The sequence below is a fragment of the Aminivibrio pyruvatiphilus genome, from assembly GCF_004366815.1.
Lineage (GTDB): Bacteria > Synergistota > Synergistia > Synergistales > Aminobacteriaceae > Aminivibrio > Aminivibrio pyruvatiphilus.
The window spans coordinates 1-18,258 of sequence record NZ_SORI01000010.1 but is presented as its reverse complement, the minus strand read 5'-3'; the positions used below and the strand labels follow the sequence as shown (position 1 = coordinate 18,258).

Sequence of the window (18,258 nt, the reverse complement as noted above, 5' to 3'; positions counted from 1 at the left end):
CGGTTCACCAAGGGGTGGGGCAATGGACAGGAACCTGGAAAACTGGCTGAGGGAGAAACCTATTCAGCCGGAAGAAGCTGGAAAAGAATCTTCACAGAAAATGCAGGACGACGTGGCGGCCCTTCTGGGGCTTCCCGTTGCCGTATACAGGGGCGGACGCTCGGTAAAGGACGGTTCTTCCGCTGAAGAGCCAGCGGCCGAAAGGCCGTATTCCGAAACAGAGCCGCCGGCTCCTTCACCGGAAGGGGATGAAATTCTTCCTTCCGGTGAAGGAGAAAGAGAAAATCGGATTTATTCCTCCGGGCCGGATGAAGCCGAAAGGACCGAAGCACCTTACGAAGAAAGCCGTCAGGATATACGGCAGAACTCCGGGGATGATCTGCAGTTCCTGCAGGATGAATCTGTGCTTCCCGGGGAAGAAGATTTGCTGCTGTCCGAGCAGGATGAGTATCCTGCCCCCCTTGTTTCACCCGTTGAAAGGGAGTCTTCGGGAAAAACGGGCAGGGGAAAAAGAATGGCCGCCGCCGGTATGGCTGCTGCGGCAGTGGCGGTGGGAGCCTATTTCCTTTTCGGCAGGGAGAGTACCGGGGAACTGGTCCTGAAAGGCCGGGAACATTCCAGGGGCGGAGACTACGCCCAGGCTCTCGTTTACTACAACCGGGCGGCGGAAAAGAACCCCCTGGAGTTCGACGCGCTCCTCGGCATAGCGGAAGCTCTCGAACGGCTTGAACGGAAGGGAGAGGCGGTCGATGCCTACTACCGATGTCTTCAGGTCGCGCCGGGAGACCCCCGGGTGCATGCAAAACTCGGTTTTTTGTTTTTCTCCATGTCCTCCTATGACAATGCCATCCGTTCCTTCCAGGAAAGCGTGAACTTCGACCCTTCCGATGCCGCTGTGTTTGCGGGCATGGGCAGGGCCTACGAGGCGAAGTCCGATTTTGTCCAGGCCGTTTCCGCCTTCAAAAAGGCTTTGGACCTGCAGCCCTCTTCAGAAGAATACCGTACCGATCTTGAACGGGCGGAGAAAGAGCTTTCAGCTCAGAACGAAGAAACAGAAAGACTGGAAAGGGATATCCTCTCCAAGGAAAAAGTCCTTCTCGGACGGGCCGCCCTTGGTCTCGGTGATCTCGAGGAGAGCTGGAACAGGTTTCTTCAGGCCCTTGACCTGATGCCCGACGACCATGATGCCCTGATGGGACTAGGTGATGTGAAGAAAGCCTCCGGCGACATGGAAGGAGCCGCGGGTTTTTACAGGGCGGTTCTGGAGTTTCATCCCGGTTCCTCTCTGGCCGCGTCAGCACTGGCGGAAGCTGAAAAGGCTCTTTCCGCCCTTTCACCCGAAGCGAAGCCGACTGAAGGGAAGGAAAAAGAAAGGGTTCCGGAAACCGGAAACAATGCCCCTGTGCCACCCACCGCAGAAAAAAAGGTCCCTGACGAGAAGAAAGCACCGAAGGAGGAAAAAAATACACCAAAGGACGGGATGAAAACACTCAAGACTCCTCCCTCGTCCCCGACTCCGAAAAAAAAGCCTGCTCCAGCAGTGCGCCCCCGACAGAAGGGACAGCCCCAGGCAGGTCAGACCAGGCCGGCGGTACAGGGTTCCCTTTCCGCGTACGGAGAGCCTTCCGTGACATCGTCTCCCGCAAAGCCCCCCAGGGCGGATAAAGCTTCTCCCGGCAGGGAGAAGGGACGCAGGGCGGCGGGGGTGGTGGGTCCCTCAGCTGAAGAATCCCCCGAAGCTCTTTCGGGGAAGGGAATTGAACAGCTCGGGCGGGGCAATTATTCAACCGCTTTCTCCTTTTTCTGGAAGAGAATGCTCCTTCCGCCCTCGCCGGTTTCCGGAGCTTCCGCGGAGAGTAACCGGGTTTTCGGCGGCGTGCCGTTCAGTGAACGCCGCTGGAGGGACATTACACCGGTAAAAGAGGGCCCCCTGGAGGGGCATATCCCCCTCTCCGTCCCTCTTCCCGGCGGGAGAGAAACAGTGCCCGGGTGGGCTGCAGCCAAGGCTCCCCTCATAGAGGCCGTAGCCCTCAACCCGAACGAGGGTGCCGTCTACATGAACCTTGCCATGAGCTACATCCTCGGAAGAAACGAGGAAGGGCGGACGGTTGTTTTCGGGGACCGGGACGAACAAGAGCAGGCCGTTTACTTTTCTCTTCTCGCCCATGCCTGGCTCCGCAATGGGGAGAGAGCGAATGCGGCCCTTTTTCTGAGTGCCGCGAAGAGGCGGGCGAGGGGGGAGCTCCTTTCCCACGTACTTTTGCTGGAACGTTTTTTCCTCGGAAAAGAAAAGAAGGGAACCTGACATTGAGAGGCTCCATTTCCCAAGAGGGCTTTTCAATGGAGTTGTCTTACTATATACTTGCCGATGGATTATGTATTCAGGGAAATGGCCCACAGGTAGCCTTTCGTTCTTTCTTGGGGCTTTTACCGGCTGACCCCCGGTTTTTTTGTGGGCTCGCAGCACTTTATAATTATGGGCGGTGATGAAGCGATGAACGGATCGAGAACTGACGAATGGGGAAGGAAGTACATGGAAAAGTACTCTCTCTATGAAGAGTTCGCGGGGAGGATCAGCAACCTTCTGCAGAACCTCGTCGAGGGAGAGAACATCGAAGTGTACAGCGTCTTCGGAAGGGCGAAGACCCCAGAGGAGTTTCTCAGGACCGCCGGGACGCCCCCGACGGGCGAGCAGTCGGTTCTGGCCGGCATCGCCGACTTGTGCACGGTGAAAATTCTCGTCAGTTTTCCCGATGATGTGGCGAAAGTGGAGGATATTGTCCAGAAAGAATTCCTGGCGGACATGTCCCGTTCGATTCCTCTTGCGACCCTGGATTCACCTGAACGATACGGCTATCCCGCCGTCTCTTATGTCCTCTCCCTGAACAGGGAGCGGGCAGCTTTGAGAGAATGGGCGAAATACAGGGATCTGCCGTTCACCCTCGAAATACGCACCGTCCTCCAGGAAGCCTGGGCTGCGAATGCCCCGAAAGTATCTCTGCCCACCGATATGGCCACGAAGAAAAAGATGCAGAGGAAACTGCTTCGGCTCAGCGCTCTGCTCGAAGAAGCCGATGAAGGGTTCCTCTCTCTCCTGGAAGCGGCCAGAGAATCGGCCATGCCTGTTACTGTTCCGTCTTCCCCCGAGCCGGCTCCCTTCCGGCGGAAGGTTTTCGACAGGGCTGCCCTGAAGCAGTACTTCGATGAACGGGGCGATGTGCTGCGAAGATGGTCCGATGCGGCGGTGGAAACCGGCTTCCCACCCTTTGTTCCTTCCCAGGAGTACCTGGAGACAAGTCTTTCCTACCTCTGGGACATTCTGAGAGCTGCAGAAATGGACAGCATGGAAGACCTTGACGAATTCCTCCGGTCCCTGGAAGAGGAGGGCCGTGGGGAAGAACAGATTTCCACTATTTTCAAGGCCTTTGAAAAAGAGGCGTCCGCCTGGAAAGTGGACGGGTATTCCGCTCTTTTCCTTCTCGTTCTGAACCTGAAATGGGAAATTCTGCAGCAGAAGGACCTTGTGGAGCTGAATATAAAGAAGGGTTCCGACAGGATCAAGGGAGTATCCTGATTTTCCTCGATCAGCGGCGTCTGCGTTCCCGGGGGAGGGCCGAACATGCTCTCCCCTTTTTTGATATCCTGCGGAGAAAAAGGGGGAGTGGAGGTTGCGGAGAAATGGCAGGCTGCCCGGAATGGGAAGGACGTTCCTGGCCGGGGAGGGCAGGGAGATCTTTTCTTTGGCTCTTCCCGGTGTCGAACCGGTTCCCTCCATGAACAACGAAGATTCTCCCCAGACAGTGCTTATCGGGGAAAAAGACGGACCCCGGGGCAGGGAAATCCTCGGGGAATGCATTGCGGGAAAAATACCCTTTATTGTGCTGGGGAGGGGATGGGCCAGGGATGTTCCCGCTTCCATGCGGAATCTCGCAAAAAAGGCCGGTTCAAAGATCATCGGCCCCGGGAGCGGAGGGCTGATCACTCCTTTTCTTTCTGGAAACGACAGGGGTAAGGCCGCTCTCCTCGCCGAGGGAAGGGATCTTTTCCAGAGAACGGTGCGTGAATCGGACGGGAGATCGATTCCCCTTCGCTACGCCTTCTCCTTCGGGGAGAGGAGCGATCTCTCTCCCGTGGATGCTGCCTGGGCCATTCTTGATCTCGATCCGAAGGTCCTTTTTTTCGCCTTTATCCTTGAAAGGCTCCGCAGGGGCCGGGAACTTCTCGAGTTTGCCGCCGGCGCCGCCAGGCAGGGAAAATGCGTGGGACTGCTTGAAGTTGACCCCGTACCTGGTGAGGACCGGGTGGAAAAAGCCGCACTCCGCCAGTTCGGCGTTGTTTCCCTTCACGAACCCTCCCGGATCGCGGACGGAGCAGCCGCCTTCATGACGGCAGGTGATGATGTTTACCGGGGAATTTTTCTCGAAGCAGGCCAGGGAGAAACGGCACGGCTTGTCCGAAATGAAGCCGCCAGGAGGAATATACCGCTTTTCAACGAGGACGACGGTGCCGCTCCCGTGCTGAAAGTGGTCAGGAACGGCGAACTTTTCCCCCCGATCCGGGCTTTTGGGGAAGCAGTACAGGAAGGCAGCCGCCCCTGCCTCCTGACGTCCGCTCTCTCCTTTCCAGGCGCAGAGTTCCTGAGCGGTGCGGCAAAAGCTGGAATCCCGTTTATTCCGGGTATAGGGAGATGCCTGGATGCTCTGGCCTGTACTTTCTCAGCCGGAGGAGCACGACTTCCCGTCCAGGCGGAGAAGTCGGCTCCGCCCAGATGCCCCATTCATCCCCGTCCCACGGAATATGATGCGAAAGTCCTTCTTGGCGCCTTCGGAATACCCGTGGCCCGGGAGCGGCTCTGCCGTTCCTTCAGGGAAGCCGCGGAAGCGGCCGAGGCAATCGGCTACCCCGTGGCCCTCAAGGTCATGTCGCCGAATATTCTTCATAAGACTGAGGCGCGGGTTGTTGCCCTCAATCTGCAGGACCGGGAAGAGCTGAGGAACGCCTATGGCAGAACCCTCGAAAAAGCGAGGGTTGCCGATCCCCGGGCGAGAATCCGGGGAGTGCTGGTCCAGGAAATGATCAGGGGAGGAACCGAATGGAGGATGGAATTCAGGCGGGATCCCCGTTTCGGCCCCGTGGTGGAAACGGGAATCAGCGGCGTATATACAGAAATTCTTCCTGACGGTGTTATCCGGGTGGCTCCTTTCGACGGGGAAGAGGCCCTGAAAATGATCCGAGAATCAAGGGGCTACCCCCTGCTGCTCGAAGGATGGAGAAGGGAACGTCTCGATATCGAAGCCTTTGCCTCGGCTCTCTCCGCCTTTTCGAGACTGGCGTTCTGCGAGAGGGAAGTGGCGAGACTCGACGTCAACCCTCTGTTTGTCAACAGAAAGGGCGTCCTCGTGGTGGATGCCTTCATAGAAAAGAAAGGAAGGAAAAGATGAACTCCCTGTTCTGGATAATATTCGGGTATCTCGCTGGCTCCTTCCCCACCGGCTATCTTGCGGCCCGGGCGGTCAAGGGAGTGGACATACGGACTTTCGGCTCAGGAAACGTGGGTGCCACCAACGTGGGACGACTCATGGGGAAAAAATGGGCGGTGGCGGTGACCCTTGCAGATATGATCAAGGCCTCCGTCGGTATTCTGTGTGCCCGCGCCGCCGGCGTGGATGATTCCTGGACCATAGCCTTCACCGGGTTCTCAGGAGTCTGCGGTCACAATTTCCCCCTGTGGCTCGGTTTCCGGGGCGGGAAGGGCGTCGCTTCCACCTACGGCGTCGTGTTTTTTCTCCATCCGCCCATCTCCTTTTTCCTGGCCCCTGCAGGAGGAATCATCTGGTTCGCCCTGCTGAAACTGAAGGGATATGTTTCTCTTGCGTCCCTCATTTCTCTCTGGTGCCTTCCCGTCATCGCAGCCCTTCTTTCGTTCCCTCTGCCCTTCCTCCTTCTGCTCACGTCCCTGGCGGTCCTTTCCACCGTCAGGCACCGGGAGAACATCCTCCGTCTTTTTGAAGGAAAGGAAAGCAGCTTCAAAAAATAAGAGTGCCGTTTCGGGCAGGCCATGGCAGAAGTCCATTAAGTTGACTAATGCTGACCAATGGCGTAGAATAATCATCGGGAAATAATACGTCTGGAGGGAAGTGCCATGGCGAGTCTGACGAGAGTCATCGAAAATTATATCAACAACCTTTTTGCCGAAATGGACGAACAGGCCGTGTCGCTCCGGAGAAAAGAGCTGGCGGAAATTTTCGGATGCGTGCCCAGCCAGATCAATTACGTCCTCAGAAGCCGCTTCACCCCTGAGCGGGGATATATCGTGGAAAGTCAGAGAGGGGGCCACGGCTACATTCGCATCTTCCGCCTCTGCTATGATATCCCGGAGGAAAAAATCAACCACATCGAAGAAATCGTCGGGGATGCCATTACCGACCAGGAAGCGAAACGGCTTCTCACGTCGCTCCAGGAGCGGGGAATGATCGATTCCCGGGAGCGTATCCTGATCGAGGTGGCCCTCCGTCACGCTGACGAGCTCGGCAGCACGGAATTCGACGTGTCCCCCTACAAACGGAACGCCATACAGGCGGAGCTTCTGAAGAGAATGCTCCGGAGCCTGGCTCTGGCATGAGCCGAAGGAGAGACTCCCTGACCGGGAGAGAAAAAGGATGATGAATCATGTGGCAGTTTTTTACTGAGAGAGGCAAGAAGGTAGTCCAGCTCGCCCACAGGGAGGCTCTTCGCCTCGGGCATGACGTTATCGGCACGGAGCATATCCTTCTCGGCATCCTTGCTGAAGGGGAAGGGGTGGCTGTGCAGGCCCTGGAATCTCTCGGGATCAACCTTCACGAGATGAAACGCCGGATAGAGGAGTCGGTCGGCAAATCCCATCCCATCCTCAAGCCGGTGGATCTGCCCCTCAGCCCGAGAGCAAAGAGGGTGCTGGACCTTTCTATACGGGAAGCGCGGAACATGGGCGTCAATTATGTCGGAACGGAGCACATTCTTCTTGGTATCCTCGCCGAAGGCGAGGGAATGGCCGCGCAGATGCTCCAGTCCATCGGTGTTGATCACGCCCAGCTGGTCAGGGAAGTTCAGCGGTTCCTCGGGGGAGCGGACAGTGACGGAGACCGGGGAGCGGAGCCGCCGGCCGAGACGGGCCGGAAAAAGGGCCGGACCAAGACGCCCACTCTCGACCAGCTTGCCCTCGACCTGAGCGAGAAAAGCAGGAACGGCGAGCTCGATCCCGTTATCGGGAGAACCAAGGAGATCAGGAGAATAATCCAGATCCTCTCGAGGAGGACGAAAAACAACCCCGTTCTCATCGGAGACCCGGGCGTCGGCAAGACGGCCATAGTGGAAGGCCTTGCCCAGAAAATTGCCGACGGGGACATTCCGGAAATTCTCAGGGACAAAAAGGTCATGCAGCTCAACATGGGAAACCTCGTCGCAGGAACCAAATACCGCGGGGAATTTGAGGAGCGAATGAGAAAACTGGTGAAGGAGCTTTCCGACGCCAGGGATGTCATTCTCTTCATAGATGAAATCCACACCATCGTCGGCGCGGGCGGGGCGGAAGGTGCCGTGGATGCCGCAAACATCCTCAAACCCAGTCTTTCCAGGGGGGAGTTCCAGGTCATCGGTGCCACCACCCTGGACGAATACAGAAAACACATAGAAAAGGACGCCGCCCTGGAGAGGCGGTTTCAGCCGGTTCATGTCCATGAACCGAGCGTGGACGACTCAATTCTTATCCTGGAAGGACTTCGCGACCGGTACGAATCCCACCACAGGGCGAAGATCCAGGATGATGCCCTTGAGGCCGCGGCACGGCTTTCAGCCCGTTATATCACTGACCGCCATCTCCCGGACAAGGGGATCGACCTCATTGACGAGGCGGCTGCCAGGGCGAGGATTAACGCCATGGAGACCCCTGACTCCCTGAAGGAGATGGAGAAGAAGCTGGAGGAAATCAGGAGGGAAAAGGAAGCCGCAGTGGATTCCCAGGAGTTTGAAAAAGCTGCCCGTCTTCGGGACGATGAGCGGAAGCTTTCGGAGGATCTCGAGGAAGAACGAAGGAAGTGGCGCTCGCGCAGAAACTCCTACCAGCCTGTGGTAACGGGCGAGGACATCGCCGACGTGGTGGCCGAGTGGACCGGGATTCCCGTGTTCCAGCTCACCGGAGAGGAATCGGAACGGCTTCTCCGCATGGAAGAGGAGATTGAAAAACGGCTCATCGGCCAGAGTGAAGCGGTGGTTTCCGTCTCCAGGGCCATCCGTCGCGCCAGGAGCGGTCTGAAGGATCCCAGGAGGCCCATCGGCAGCTTCCTTCTGCTGGGCCCTACCGGAGTGGGAAAAACGGAACTCGCCAGGCGCCTTGCCGAGTTTCTTTTCGGCGCTGAAGATACCATGATCCGTCTTGACATGAGTGAATTCATGGAAAAACATGAAGTGTCCAAGCTTATCGGCGCCCCTCCCGGGTACGTAGGTTACGAAGAGGGGGGCAAGCTCACCGAAGCGGTCCGCAGGAGACCCTACTCCGTGGTGCTCTTCGACGAGATCGAAAAGGCCCATCCCGATATTTTCAACATCCTGCTCCAGATTCTCGAAGACGGACGGCTGACCGACGGTCAGGGCAGAACGGTCGATTTTCGGAACACGGTGATTCTCATGACCAGCAACGTGGGGGCGAGGGAGGCGGCCAGGGGGTCCACCCTCGGCTTTTCCGGGGGGGACGAGAAGGACCCCTTCGACTGGAGCAAGCTCAAGGCGGCGATCATGGACGAGGTCAACAGGATCTTCAGACCGGAGTTTCTCAACCGACTCGATGAAATGATCGTCTTCCGCCCCCTGAACAGGGAGAGCATGATGTCCATAGTGGCCATCATGGTGGATGAAGTGGTCTCCAGGCTTTCCTCCAGGGGCATAGTCCTGTCCGTTGGCGATGAAGTCATGTCCTTTCTCCTGGACAGGGGATACCAGCCGAAATACGGGGCCCGTCCTCTCCGGAGGACCATTCAGTCCCTCATTGAGGACAGGCTGGCCGACTTCCTGCTCGGAAAGGGAAGCACCCAGGGAGAGAGCATCGAGGCATTTCTCGACGAAGGGGAAGTGAATTTCCGCTCCATCGCGGGAAGAAAGCCAGATCTTGCAGAAACGGTATCAAAGTAGAATCTCAACTTTTCCCCTTCGGGCGGAAGGAGGCTCCCAATGGACGGATCATCTCTTTGGCTGTACTTTCTTCTCATTTTCATCGTCTTTCCCCAGCTGAAGCAGCAGCTGGTCCAGTGGCGCAGGGTGACGGCGATCCGGAACTGTGAAAAAAGGCGGGGAACAAGGATCATTACCCTGATCCACCGCCAGGAGACCATGGGCTTCTGGGGCATGTTTTCCAGGAACTTCATCAACATCGAAGACTCGGAGGAAATACTGAGGGCAATACGGCTCACGTCCGACGATACGCCCATTGACATCATCATTCATACTCCCGGGGGACTCCTCCTGGCCGCTGAACAGATCGCAAGAGCACTGAAGCGCCATCCGGCGAAAGTGACGGTGGTCGTCCCGCATTATGCCATGTCCGGAGGAACCCTCATCGCCCTCGCGGCAGACGAGATCCTCATGGACAGGCACGCAGTCCTTGGCCCCGTTGATCCCCAGATCGGCAAGTTTCCCGCGGCCTCCATCCTGAAGGCAGTGGAAATCAAGGCCGTGAACGACGTGGACGACGAAACCCTCATCCTTGCCGACGTGAGCAGGAAAGCTCTCCGGCAGACGCGGGATCTCGTGTATGAACTTATTTCCGACCGACTTGGAGAGGAGAGGGGGATGGAACTGGCAACCACTCTTACCGAGGGGCGGTGGACCCACGATTATCCGATCACGGTGGACGAAGCGGCCACTCTCGGACTGCCGGTGGTTCCCAACGATCACGACTCCTTCTGCAACCTTATGAGCCTTTATCCCCAGTCCGCTTCCGCACGGCCTTCAGTTCAGTACATACCCGTGCCCTATCCGGGCCGTCCCTCCGCCCATTCCCGGAAGGACGCATTCTGACATGGAGGTTCGAAAATGAAACGGCAGATCCGGAAAGCATTCTGTACCATTCTCGTTTTCCTTCTGCTGGCAGCAGTTCCATCAACCGTGGCAGCAGAGACCGCCCTCATGGTCGGAGATGAAAAGGTATCTACCGATGAAATTCTCTACCTTCTCGGCCTCGAACTGGGAGGAAGCGACGCCCTCGCCGCCCTGGCGGCTAAAGAAATGACGAAAGAGGAGCGGGCCGGTTTTCTCGGCAGGGTATCCATGGCCCTTCTCTTTTCAAGGGGAGCTGTTCTCAAGGGACTCCATCTTGACCCCAAAATTGCCGCCCAGATACGGTGGAATCAAATCAACCTGCTGGCAAATGCCTATATCGCCTCTCTCGCGCCCCGCCTTGCCTTCGGGGAAAAAGAACTGAAAGCCTATTTTGAAAAGAACAGGGAAAAATATGTCCGTAAAAGCAGCGCCAGAATCAGGCATATTTTCATAACGTCCGGAGAAAAAGGCAGGTCGGCCCTTCTTGCCCTTCTCTCCGGGGAGGATTTCTTTTCCGTCGCAGGCCGTTTCAGCGAGGATCCCGACTCATCCGTGTCGGGAGGTGAAGCCGGGTGGGCAGAAGAGGGAACCCTGGCGGAAAGCCTTGACAGACTCGTTTTCTCCTCTCCGCTCAATACTGTCGTCGGGCCCGTGGAAGCAGGAGCCGGATTCTTCATTTTCGAAGTTCTGGAAAGGCAGGAGGGCAGGTCACTTTCCTTCAGTGAAGCGAAAAAGCTTATCACCGCCGATCTTGAGAAGGCCGTTCTCGCGGGAGAAGCCTCTTCTCTCGGCAAACGGTTTCCCGTCGTCTCAAGCCCGGATATCCTGGGCCGTTTTCCGGTACGTTAATTTTCGGGCTCTATCAGGGGGTGCAGCTTCTGCTGCACCCTTTTTTCTTTCCCCCCGGGCAATGTAATTAATGGACAGATGAAATATCTCTCTCTATAATGAAAAAACGCCCGGCTGAATAGAGGCGAAATTTCAGGGATATGGAAAGGATGGATATGTATGGAGATTGAAAGGGGAAGAAAACCCCGCTTCGGCGAAGCCCTCTTTGTTCTCGTAATCGATGCCCTTATCATCAGCTACGGAGTCCTGGACATCCATTTTGAGTCAGGCGCCACCTTCGGACTGGCTCTCTCGGCCCATGTGCCCCTTTTCATTGCCGCGGTATTCACCGCCCTTGTGGGCGTGTTCTTCATCGGCAGGAAATGGCGGGACGTGGAGGAAGGCATGATCAACGGCATCACCGTCGCCCTCCAGGCCGTCCTGATCCTCATGACCATCGGTGGACTCATCGGAGCCTGGATCCAGAGCGGAGTCGTTCCCACCCTCATCTATTATGGACTGAACCTCCTGTCTCCCCAGTATTTCCTCCTTGCGTCCCTTCTCATCTGCTCTATTGTGTCTCTCTCCACGGGCAGCTCCTGGAGCACCAGCGGCACCGTTGGTATCGCCCTCATGGGGATAGGCGCCGGCCTTGGCGTACCTGCTCCGGTTACGGCTGGATTCGTCATCTCCGGGGCTTATTTCGGCGACAAGATGTCTCCCCTGTCCGACACGACGAACCTTGCCCCCGCTGTGGCCGGAAGCGATCTTTTCAGCCACATCCGGGCCATGCTCTGGACCACAGGGCCCACTCTCCTTATCGTGGCCGGAATAGCCGCCTATATGGGAGGAAGCTATTCCGGAGCTGAGCTCGACAGCTCGAGGATATCCGTCATCCAGCAGATGATGTCCTCCGAATTCGCCATATCAAAGATCGGGTTCCTTCCGCCCCTCCTGGTCCTTGTTCTGGCGGCGCTGAAAGTTCCCGCCCTGCCGGGCATTACTGCGGGAATGCTGCTCGCCGCAGGCATGTCTCTCTTCCAGGGAGTAGGCCTGGGCGATGTGCTTGGGGCCCTCCACTCCGGATATACTCCGGGCCTTATCGGTCAGGTGGCTGAATCCGCCGACATAGGCGCCGTGAATGAACTGCTCAAGGGGGCAGTCGTTTTCCAGCCGGAAAGCTTCGAAACCGTAAAAGAAGTAGCCTCCATGCTGAACGATCTTCTCGCCCGGGGCGGCCTGACGGGCATGCTCGAGACGGTGGCCCTCATCCTGGTAGCCCTTGTGCTGGGAGGTATCATGGAAACCTGCGGCTTCCTCGAAGTGCTCCTTGAGCGGCTCATGGAAAGGGTGAAGTCCGTCTTCGGTCTCGTGGGGGCGGTTATTTCCTCCTGCGTGTTCACCAACATGTTCCTCGGAGACCAGTACCTTGCCCTGGTCATGCCGGGAAGAATGTTCCGCCCTGCGTTTGAAGAGTTTCGAAAGGACGGCAAAGGCCTGGACCCGAAACTTCTTTCCCGGACCCTCGAGGATTCAGGAACCCTCACCTCGGTCCTCGTTCCCTGGAATACCTGCGGAGCATACAACAGCGGCGTTCTCGGCGTGCCGACCCTTTCCTATCTTCCCTATGCCTTCCTCAACTATCTCAACCCCCTCGTGGCGCTGCTCATGACCAGGCTTGGCATCGGAGTACCCTGGGTTGACAAGGAAGGTTCCGGCGAGGCAGCCGCCGAGTGAGCAATCCGAAGATCTTTTCGGGCAGCGGCCTTCCTTTTCCCCGCTGGATGAGAGGGGCAGGACTGCTGACCGGTTTCTTTCTTCTGTCCGACGGGCTTCGCCGCTTCCTTTCAGGGGGCGGCGGCCTGTCGGCCTTTTTGCCTTATCTTCTGGTAGGGTCCGCCTGTGTTTACGTGGCGGGATATGACAAGAAAATCACCCTTTCGGACAGGGGATTTGTCCGGCAGACCCTTTTCTGGGGGAGAGGGAGAACGGACATTCTTCCCTGGAACGAAATGGAAGAAATGATCCTCATGCCGGCAGCGAAAGGCACCGGGGTCCTGTTCCCCATGAAGGACAGGGGATGGAGGGCCTTCTTCCCGGATGCCACCGAAGCTGATCTCCGTGCGGCGGCTGAGGAATACAGGCCGGATCTTCCAGTTTCTACGGGTGCCGGGCACCGTTGAATCTCAAATTCGCAAGATGGTACCATCCTAGGGATGGTTCAGCCTCAATTCTGAAGAGGAGAGGATTTTTTCAACATGACAAGGGAAAATTCGATTTTCGGGGCGCTTGCCCTCGGGCAGAGCATTTGGTGCGACTTCCTCAGCAGGGAGCTTCTTCGTTCGGGAAAGCTGGACGAAATGATCGAAGCCGGTGTTCGGGGAGTGACTACCAATCCCTCCATATTTGAAAATGCCATCGGGAAGACCTCCGATTACGACGGGGATATTCTTTCCCTGGTCCGGCAGGGAAAGAACAGGGAGGAAATCTATACCTCCCTTACCGTGGCTGATGTCCGGGAAGCGGCAGACCGATTCCTCCCGGTCTACAACGAAAGCGCCGGCAGGGATGGTTTCGTGAGCCTTGAAGTCAGCCCTCTTCTAGCCCACGACGCGGAAGGGACAGTATCGGAAGCACAGACCCTCGCCCGGCTAACGGAAAAGAAAAACGTCATGATCAAGATTCCGGCAACTCCGGAGGGCATGAAGGCGATTCGCCGCTGCATCGCTCTGGGCATCAACGTGAACGCAACGCTCATTTTTTCGAGAGAACAGTACGGGGAAGTGGCGGAGGCGTTCATAGCAGGCCTTGAAGACCGGTCAGCGGAGGGAAAACCGGTTTCAGGAATTGCCTCGGTGGCCTCTCTTTTCGTCAGCAGGGTCGATACGGCAGTGGACAAACTCCTCGCTTCCGGAAACTGCGGAGGGTCCCTCGCCGGCAAAATTGCCGTGGATAATGCACGGGCAGTCTACATGGATTTCGAGACCCTCTTTTCCGGCCTCCGGTGGCGCTCTCTTGAAGAAAAGGGAGCCCAGGTTCAGCGACCTCTCTGGGCAAGCACGGGCACAAAGAATCCTGGATATTCGCCGACCCTGTACGTGGATTCCCTCATAGGCCCCCATACGGTCAACACAATCCCTCCCGCCACTCTTGAGGCCTTTCTTGCCACGGGCACAGTCGGGATGACCGTCTCGTCGGACAGGGAAGGTCTGAAACACAGGCTCGGAGAGCTAAAAGCCCTCGGCATATCCCTCGATGAAGTGACCGGCAGGCTTCTCAAAGAGGGGCTGGATGCCTTTGAAAAAGCCTATATTCTTCTGCTGGAAGGGATCGAGAAAAAAGGACAGTCACTGTCAGGCTGATTTCTTTCTCCTTTTTTTATCTGCTCGGGTTGACAGAATCGGCGGGGCTCCTTATAATACTCCCGTTGTGCGTAAGGGGCTATAGCTCAGCTGGGAGAGCGCTTGAATGGCATTCAAGAGGTCAGGGGTTCGAATCCCCTTAGCTCCACCAAGAACAAAGAAACAGGTAAACCATAAAGTTTTGCATTGAAAAAGCCCGGCATATTGCCGGGCTTTTTCAATGCAAAACCGGAAGAAGAGGACTCCCCCGACTGAAGGAAGGGCAGCGCTTCCCAGGGTGGAACCGGAAAGAGGGTTCATAGCAGAACCATCCAACCCGGTACATTTATGATATAATTCCTCAGGAATTTGACTACGGTTGTTCATTGTGGCAGTGCGGAGGTTAACTCCTCTGCGGAATTTTGAAAAACAGGCGGAAACGGGAAAGCTGCAGAATGGTGGCATGGCCGCCGCCATTATTTTGATGATCAGGCCGGCCGGTGAGATTATCGGCCGGCCTTTTTTCTTCCCTTGAGAACAATTTCTGCCTGGAAGAGGAGGAAAAAGATGTCACCGAAGGGGTTTCATTTCATAGTGGAGGCTTCAGGATGCGGACCTGTTATTTCGCAGGTTGACAGGCTGCAGGAGATTCTGGTGGAAGCGGCGAGAAGGGCAAATACCCAGGTCTGGTCGGTATCCTTTCACCGTTTCCCTCCCGATGGCGTGAGCGGCGTCGTGGTTATCAGCGAATCCCATCTCTCCATCCATACCTGGCCCGAAGTGGGGTATATGGCCCTGGATATTTACACGTGCGGCGAAGAAAGCAAACCCCAGGTGGCAGTGGACTACGTTCTGGAACAGATTGGCGCAAAGCAGACCCACATAACCGAAATTACGAGAGGCCTTGACGACGGGGATATGGAATATTACCATTCCTTTGTCACGTGGCAGGAAGTGCTCAGGCGCAACGGAAACTGAGAGCAAAACCCGGATGAGAAAATGTTCTCTACCGGGTTTTTTCTTTTTTCAGAGGGTACAGAAAACGGATCATTCCGAAACAGGAGCCCTGCCCGGCACAACGGAATGAGGGCAACATGTCTTTTTTCCCCGTTGGACAGTGGCGGGAAAGTGCCAGTGTTGAAAATACTCCGTGCTTATGCTACTTTATCAGGTATTATTCCGACTGACCGGCAGCACACGACGCCCTAAACTGCAGCCATCGCAGCCCGGCGTACCTGGAGCGGGCCTTTCAATTCTCTTTGATCCGCACCCCTTTTCTTTCTCCCTTTTTTGATGGGGGAGACTGCAGCAGAAAATCATTTTTCCGGAGGAATCATCATGCATCAGGAACTGAAACCTGTAATCGCCCGCTATTTGGATAAAATTACGGATCTTCGCTGCCGGATACACCGGGAGCCTGAGCTCAGCAACCAGGAAAGCGGAACAGCCGCTCTCGTGGCCGGGGTTCTTCGGGAAACCGGCATGGAAGTCATCGAGGGTATCGGCGGAAACGGGGTGGCAGGCATTCTCAGAGGGGCGGAGGATGGCCCCTGCGTGGCGCTCAGGGCTGATATGGATGCCCTTCCCATGGAAGAAAAAACCGGTCATCCCTGTGCCTCCACCATAAAAGGCGTAATGCACGCCTGCGGCCATGATGTCCACACAGCAGCGCTCCTCGGGGCCGCCCTTGTCCTCTCCGACCTGAAAGACCGTATCCGCGGGACCGTCAAGTTCATCTTCCAGCCGGCGGAGGAAGCAAACCCCACGGGAGGCGCTCCCGGCATGATTTCCGGAGGAGTTCTGGAAAACCCGGCTGTGGATGCGATCTTCGGCATGCATGTATGGCCCTCCCTCGAAACTGGTACGGTGGGGACGAAAGAAGGACCCCTTATGGGGGCTTCCGACCGGCTTTTTCTCACCGTGAGAGGAAAAGGCTCCCACGGATCCGAGCCGGAAAACGGCGTGGACGCCATCGCCATCGCCGCCCATGTGATCACTGCCCTCCAGACTGTTGTTTCGAGAAACGTCAGCCCCCTTGATGCTGCCGTGGTGTCCATCGGGACCATCAGAGGAGGCAACAGGTACAACGTCATCGCCGATGAAGTCATCCTCGAGGGAACGGTCAGGACGGTCAGCCCCGAAACCCAGGAAAAGATGCCCTCCCGTATAGAGTCCATCGCGGCCGGAGTAGCCCGGGGAATGGGAGGAGACTGTGAAATGGAGTATGTGAAGGGATACCCCCCTCTCATGAACGATCCGGACCTGACGAGGCTAGCCCTGTCCACTCTCTCGGGAATAATCGGTGAGGAGAAGATTGTGCGGGTTGAGAAGCCCGCTCTCGGCGGAGAGGATTTCTCCTTTTTCAGCCGAAAAATCCCGGCTCAGTTCATGTGGCTTGGATGCAGGCCCGTGGAAGTTGCGAAGGAGGACATGGCTCCCCTGCACAACAACAGGTTCCTTCCCGACGAGAAAGCCATTCCCCTCGGCGTGGAAATTCTGGTTGCCTGCGCCCTTGATTATCTGGCAGCGAACTGAGAAGGAAAGGTGATCTCCATGACGGCACTCGGTGAAGAGAAACTGCAGAAGTACACTGATCTCAGAAGAGAATTCCATGCCCACGCCGAAACAGGCTGGACGGAATTCTGGACCACGGCACGAATAGCGGGCATACTGGACTCTCTCGGGTACGAGGTTCTCGTGGGCAGGAATGTGCTGGACCTGGACTCCGTCATGGGCCGCCCATCTGACCGGGAGATCTCGGGTTTCATTGAGCGGGCCCTTGCCCAGGGCGCTGACCCCGGGTGGATAAAAAAAATGGACGGCTATACTGGAGCGGTGGCCTTGCTCCGCACCGGAAAACCGGGACCGGTTCTCGCGTTCCGTTTTGATATCGATGCCGTGGATGTGGCCGAGGCCCAGGACGAAAAGCACCGTCCCTTCCGGGAAGGTTTTGCCTCCATGAACGATAATGCCATGCATTCCTGCGGCCATGACGCCCATGCCGTCATCGGTCTTGCTCTTGCGGAACTGCTCATGGATAAAAAAGATTCCCTCGCAGGAATGATCAAGCTCATCTTCCAGCCTGCGGAGGAGGGAGTCCGGGGAGGAAAGGCCGTCGCGGCGAAGGGCTTCCTTGATGATGTGGACTTTTTCCTCGGCGCCCACGTAGGGATGGGGGTTCCCACGGGGAGCGTCTCTCCCGCGTGCGGCGATTTTCTCTGTACCACAAAGTTCGACCTGACGTACAAGGGCAAGGCCGCCCATGCCGGAGGGGCTCCGAATGAAGGCCGGAACGCCCTGCTTGCGGCAGCATCCGCAACCCTTGCCCTGGCGGGGATTCCTCCCCACAAGGACGGAGCGACCAGGATCAATGTGGGAGTTCTCCAGGCCGGGAGCGGCCGCAACGTCGTTCCTTCCAGGGCTGTTATGAAAGTTGAAACCCGCGGCCTGACTATGGATCTGAACTCCTATGTGTACGACAGGGCGATGGAGATCGTTTCCGGAGCCGCCTCCATGTATGGTGTGGAGATGTCCATGGCCAAGATGGGAGAGGCTGTGGATGCCCTGAGCGACCAAGAGCTTGCGGGGATGGTCGGGGAAAAGGCCCTGACCATCGGAGGCATTGACAGGATTGCTCCTTCCGTCAGCCTCGGCGGCAGCGAGGATGTATCCTGGATGATGAGGGCCGTCCAGAAACGGGGCGGAAAGGCGGTGTATTTCGTCCTCGGCACCGACATAGCTGCCGGGCACCACAACGAGTATTTTGACATCGATGAAAAAGTGCTGGACTACGGTCCCGCCCTTTTCGCGGAACTGGCCTTTTCACTGGCGGCCCGAAAATGAGAGCCGGAAGGAGGTGGGGAGAGAAGTACAGAAACCAACGGATCCTGGGGAAAACTGACTGCTCCATAATTTTTCAAAGGAGGTCACTGCTGTCCAAAATAAATTGAAATCTGAAATAGCACCCTGAATTTCCAGGGTTTTGCGGAGCTGTTTTAGACAGATTTGAAAACAGGTCCCC

At 56.8% G+C, this 18,258-nt stretch carries 14 protein-coding genes and 1 tRNA gene; all 15 read left to right on the top strand.

What is annotated here, in order from left to right; translation table 11 throughout:
• Positions 1-100: 100 nt before the first annotated feature.
• Entirely contained in the window at positions 101-2,305 is a 2,205-nt protein-coding gene (locus C8D99_RS08600; protein WP_208321136.1) for a tetratricopeptide repeat protein, read from the top strand.
• A gap of 189 nt (positions 2,306-2,494) precedes the next feature.
• Entirely contained in the window at positions 2,495-3,574 is a 1,080-nt protein-coding gene (locus tag C8D99_RS08595) for a RelA/SpoT domain-containing protein (RefSeq protein WP_166670091.1), read from the top strand.
• A gap of 121 nt (positions 3,575-3,695) precedes the next feature.
• Entirely contained in the window at positions 3,696-5,441 is a 1,746-nt protein-coding gene (locus tag C8D99_RS08590; RefSeq protein WP_133957731.1) for an acetate--CoA ligase family protein, read from the top strand.
• Positions 5,438-6,037, top strand: a complete 600-nt coding sequence (gene plsY / locus C8D99_RS08585; RefSeq protein ID WP_133957730.1) for a glycerol-3-phosphate 1-O-acyltransferase PlsY — start codon at positions 5,438-5,440, stop codon at positions 6,035-6,037. Before C8D99_RS08590 ends, plsY begins: the two co-directional genes overlap by 4 nt.
• A gap of 105 nt (positions 6,038-6,142) precedes the next feature.
• Positions 6,143-6,622: a CtsR family transcriptional regulator gene (locus tag C8D99_RS08580; RefSeq protein WP_133957729.1), complete on the top strand. Its 480-nt coding sequence runs from the start codon at positions 6,143-6,145 to the stop codon at positions 6,620-6,622.
• 47 nt (positions 6,623-6,669) lie between these two features.
• The gene (locus C8D99_RS08575) at positions 6,670-9,162 is read left to right on the top strand and encodes an ATP-dependent Clp protease ATP-binding subunit (protein WP_133957728.1); all 2,493 of its coding nucleotides are present in this window, start codon (positions 6,670-6,672) and stop codon (positions 9,160-9,162) included.
• Positions 9,163-9,201: 39 nt separating this feature from the next.
• Entirely contained in the window at positions 9,202-10,047 is an 846-nt protein-coding gene (locus C8D99_RS08570; RefSeq protein ID WP_133957727.1) for an SDH family Clp fold serine proteinase, read from the top strand.
• Between the two features lie 15 nt (positions 10,048-10,062).
• Positions 10,063-10,917 carry a peptidylprolyl isomerase gene (locus C8D99_RS08565; protein ID WP_133957726.1) on the top strand — a complete coding sequence of 285 codons (855 nt, stop codon included), beginning with the start codon at positions 10,063-10,065 and terminating at the stop codon, positions 10,915-10,917.
• 159 nt (positions 10,918-11,076) lie between these two features.
• Entirely contained in the window at positions 11,077-12,633 is a 1,557-nt protein-coding gene (gene nhaC, locus C8D99_RS08560) for a Na+/H+ antiporter NhaC (protein WP_133957725.1), read from the top strand.
• On the top strand, positions 12,630-13,079 hold the full coding sequence (locus C8D99_RS08555; RefSeq protein ID WP_133957724.1) for a hypothetical protein: 450 nt from the start codon (positions 12,630-12,632) through the stop codon (positions 13,077-13,079). The genes nhaC and C8D99_RS08555 overlap by 4 nt, the downstream gene beginning before the upstream one ends.
• Positions 13,080-13,154: 75 nt before the next feature.
• A complete protein-coding gene (gene tal / locus C8D99_RS08550) occupies positions 13,155-14,258 on the top strand; it encodes a transaldolase (RefSeq protein WP_133957723.1) in 1,104 nt (367 codons plus the stop codon).
• 75 nt (positions 14,259-14,333) lie between these two features.
• A tRNA-Ala gene (locus tag C8D99_RS08545) sits at positions 14,334-14,409 on the top strand.
• A 395-nt stretch (positions 14,410-14,804) separates the two neighbouring features.
• The gene (speD, locus tag C8D99_RS08540; protein WP_133957722.1) at positions 14,805-15,215 is read left to right on the top strand and encodes an adenosylmethionine decarboxylase; all 411 of its coding nucleotides are present in this window, start codon (positions 14,805-14,807) and stop codon (positions 15,213-15,215) included.
• Between the two features lie 360 nt (positions 15,216-15,575).
• Complete coding sequence (locus C8D99_RS08535) at positions 15,576-16,772, top strand: M20 metallopeptidase family protein (RefSeq protein WP_243833875.1); 1,197 nt, start codon at positions 15,576-15,578, stop codon at positions 16,770-16,772.
• Positions 16,773-16,790: 18 nt separating this feature from the next.
• Complete coding sequence (locus C8D99_RS08530; RefSeq protein ID WP_133957721.1) at positions 16,791-18,080, top strand: amidohydrolase; 1,290 nt, start codon at positions 16,791-16,793, stop codon at positions 18,078-18,080.
• The last annotated feature ends 178 nt before the right edge of the window (positions 18,081-18,258 follow it).

Excerpts from the sequence above, each read along its gene's own strand:
- speD (WP_133957722.1), top strand. The coding sequence starts at position 14,805 with ATGTCACCGAAGGGGTTTCATTTCATAGTGGAGGCTTCAGGATGCGGA.
- C8D99_RS08595 (WP_166670091.1), top strand. The coding sequence starts at position 2,495 with ATGAACGGATCGAGAACTGACGAATGGGGAAGGAAGTACATGGAAAAG.
- C8D99_RS08570 (WP_133957727.1), top strand. The coding sequence starts at position 9,202 with ATGGACGGATCATCTCTTTGGCTGTACTTTCTTCTCATTTTCATCGTC.
- plsY (WP_133957730.1), top strand. The coding sequence starts at position 5,438 with ATGAACTCCCTGTTCTGGATAATATTCGGGTATCTCGCTGGCTCCTTC.
- nhaC (WP_133957725.1), top strand. The coding sequence starts at position 11,077 with ATGGAGATTGAAAGGGGAAGAAAACCCCGCTTCGGCGAAGCCCTCTTT.
- C8D99_RS08575 (WP_133957728.1), top strand. The coding sequence starts at position 6,670 with ATGTGGCAGTTTTTTACTGAGAGAGGCAAGAAGGTAGTCCAGCTCGCC.
- C8D99_RS08565 (WP_133957726.1), top strand. The coding sequence starts at position 10,063 with ATGAAACGGCAGATCCGGAAAGCATTCTGTACCATTCTCGTTTTCCTT.
- C8D99_RS08590 (WP_133957731.1), top strand. The coding sequence starts at position 3,696 with ATGGGAAGGACGTTCCTGGCCGGGGAGGGCAGGGAGATCTTTTCTTTG.
- C8D99_RS08600 (WP_208321136.1), top strand. The coding sequence starts at position 101 with ATGCAGGACGACGTGGCGGCCCTTCTGGGGCTTCCCGTTGCCGTATAC.
- C8D99_RS08530 (WP_133957721.1), top strand. The coding sequence starts at position 16,791 with ATGACGGCACTCGGTGAAGAGAAACTGCAGAAGTACACTGATCTCAGA.
- C8D99_RS08535 (WP_243833875.1), top strand. The coding sequence starts at position 15,576 with ATGCATCAGGAACTGAAACCTGTAATCGCCCGCTATTTGGATAAAATT.
- tal (WP_133957723.1), top strand. The coding sequence starts at position 13,155 with ATGACAAGGGAAAATTCGATTTTCGGGGCGCTTGCCCTCGGGCAGAGC.
- C8D99_RS08580 (WP_133957729.1), top strand. The coding sequence starts at position 6,143 with ATGGCGAGTCTGACGAGAGTCATCGAAAATTATATCAACAACCTTTTT.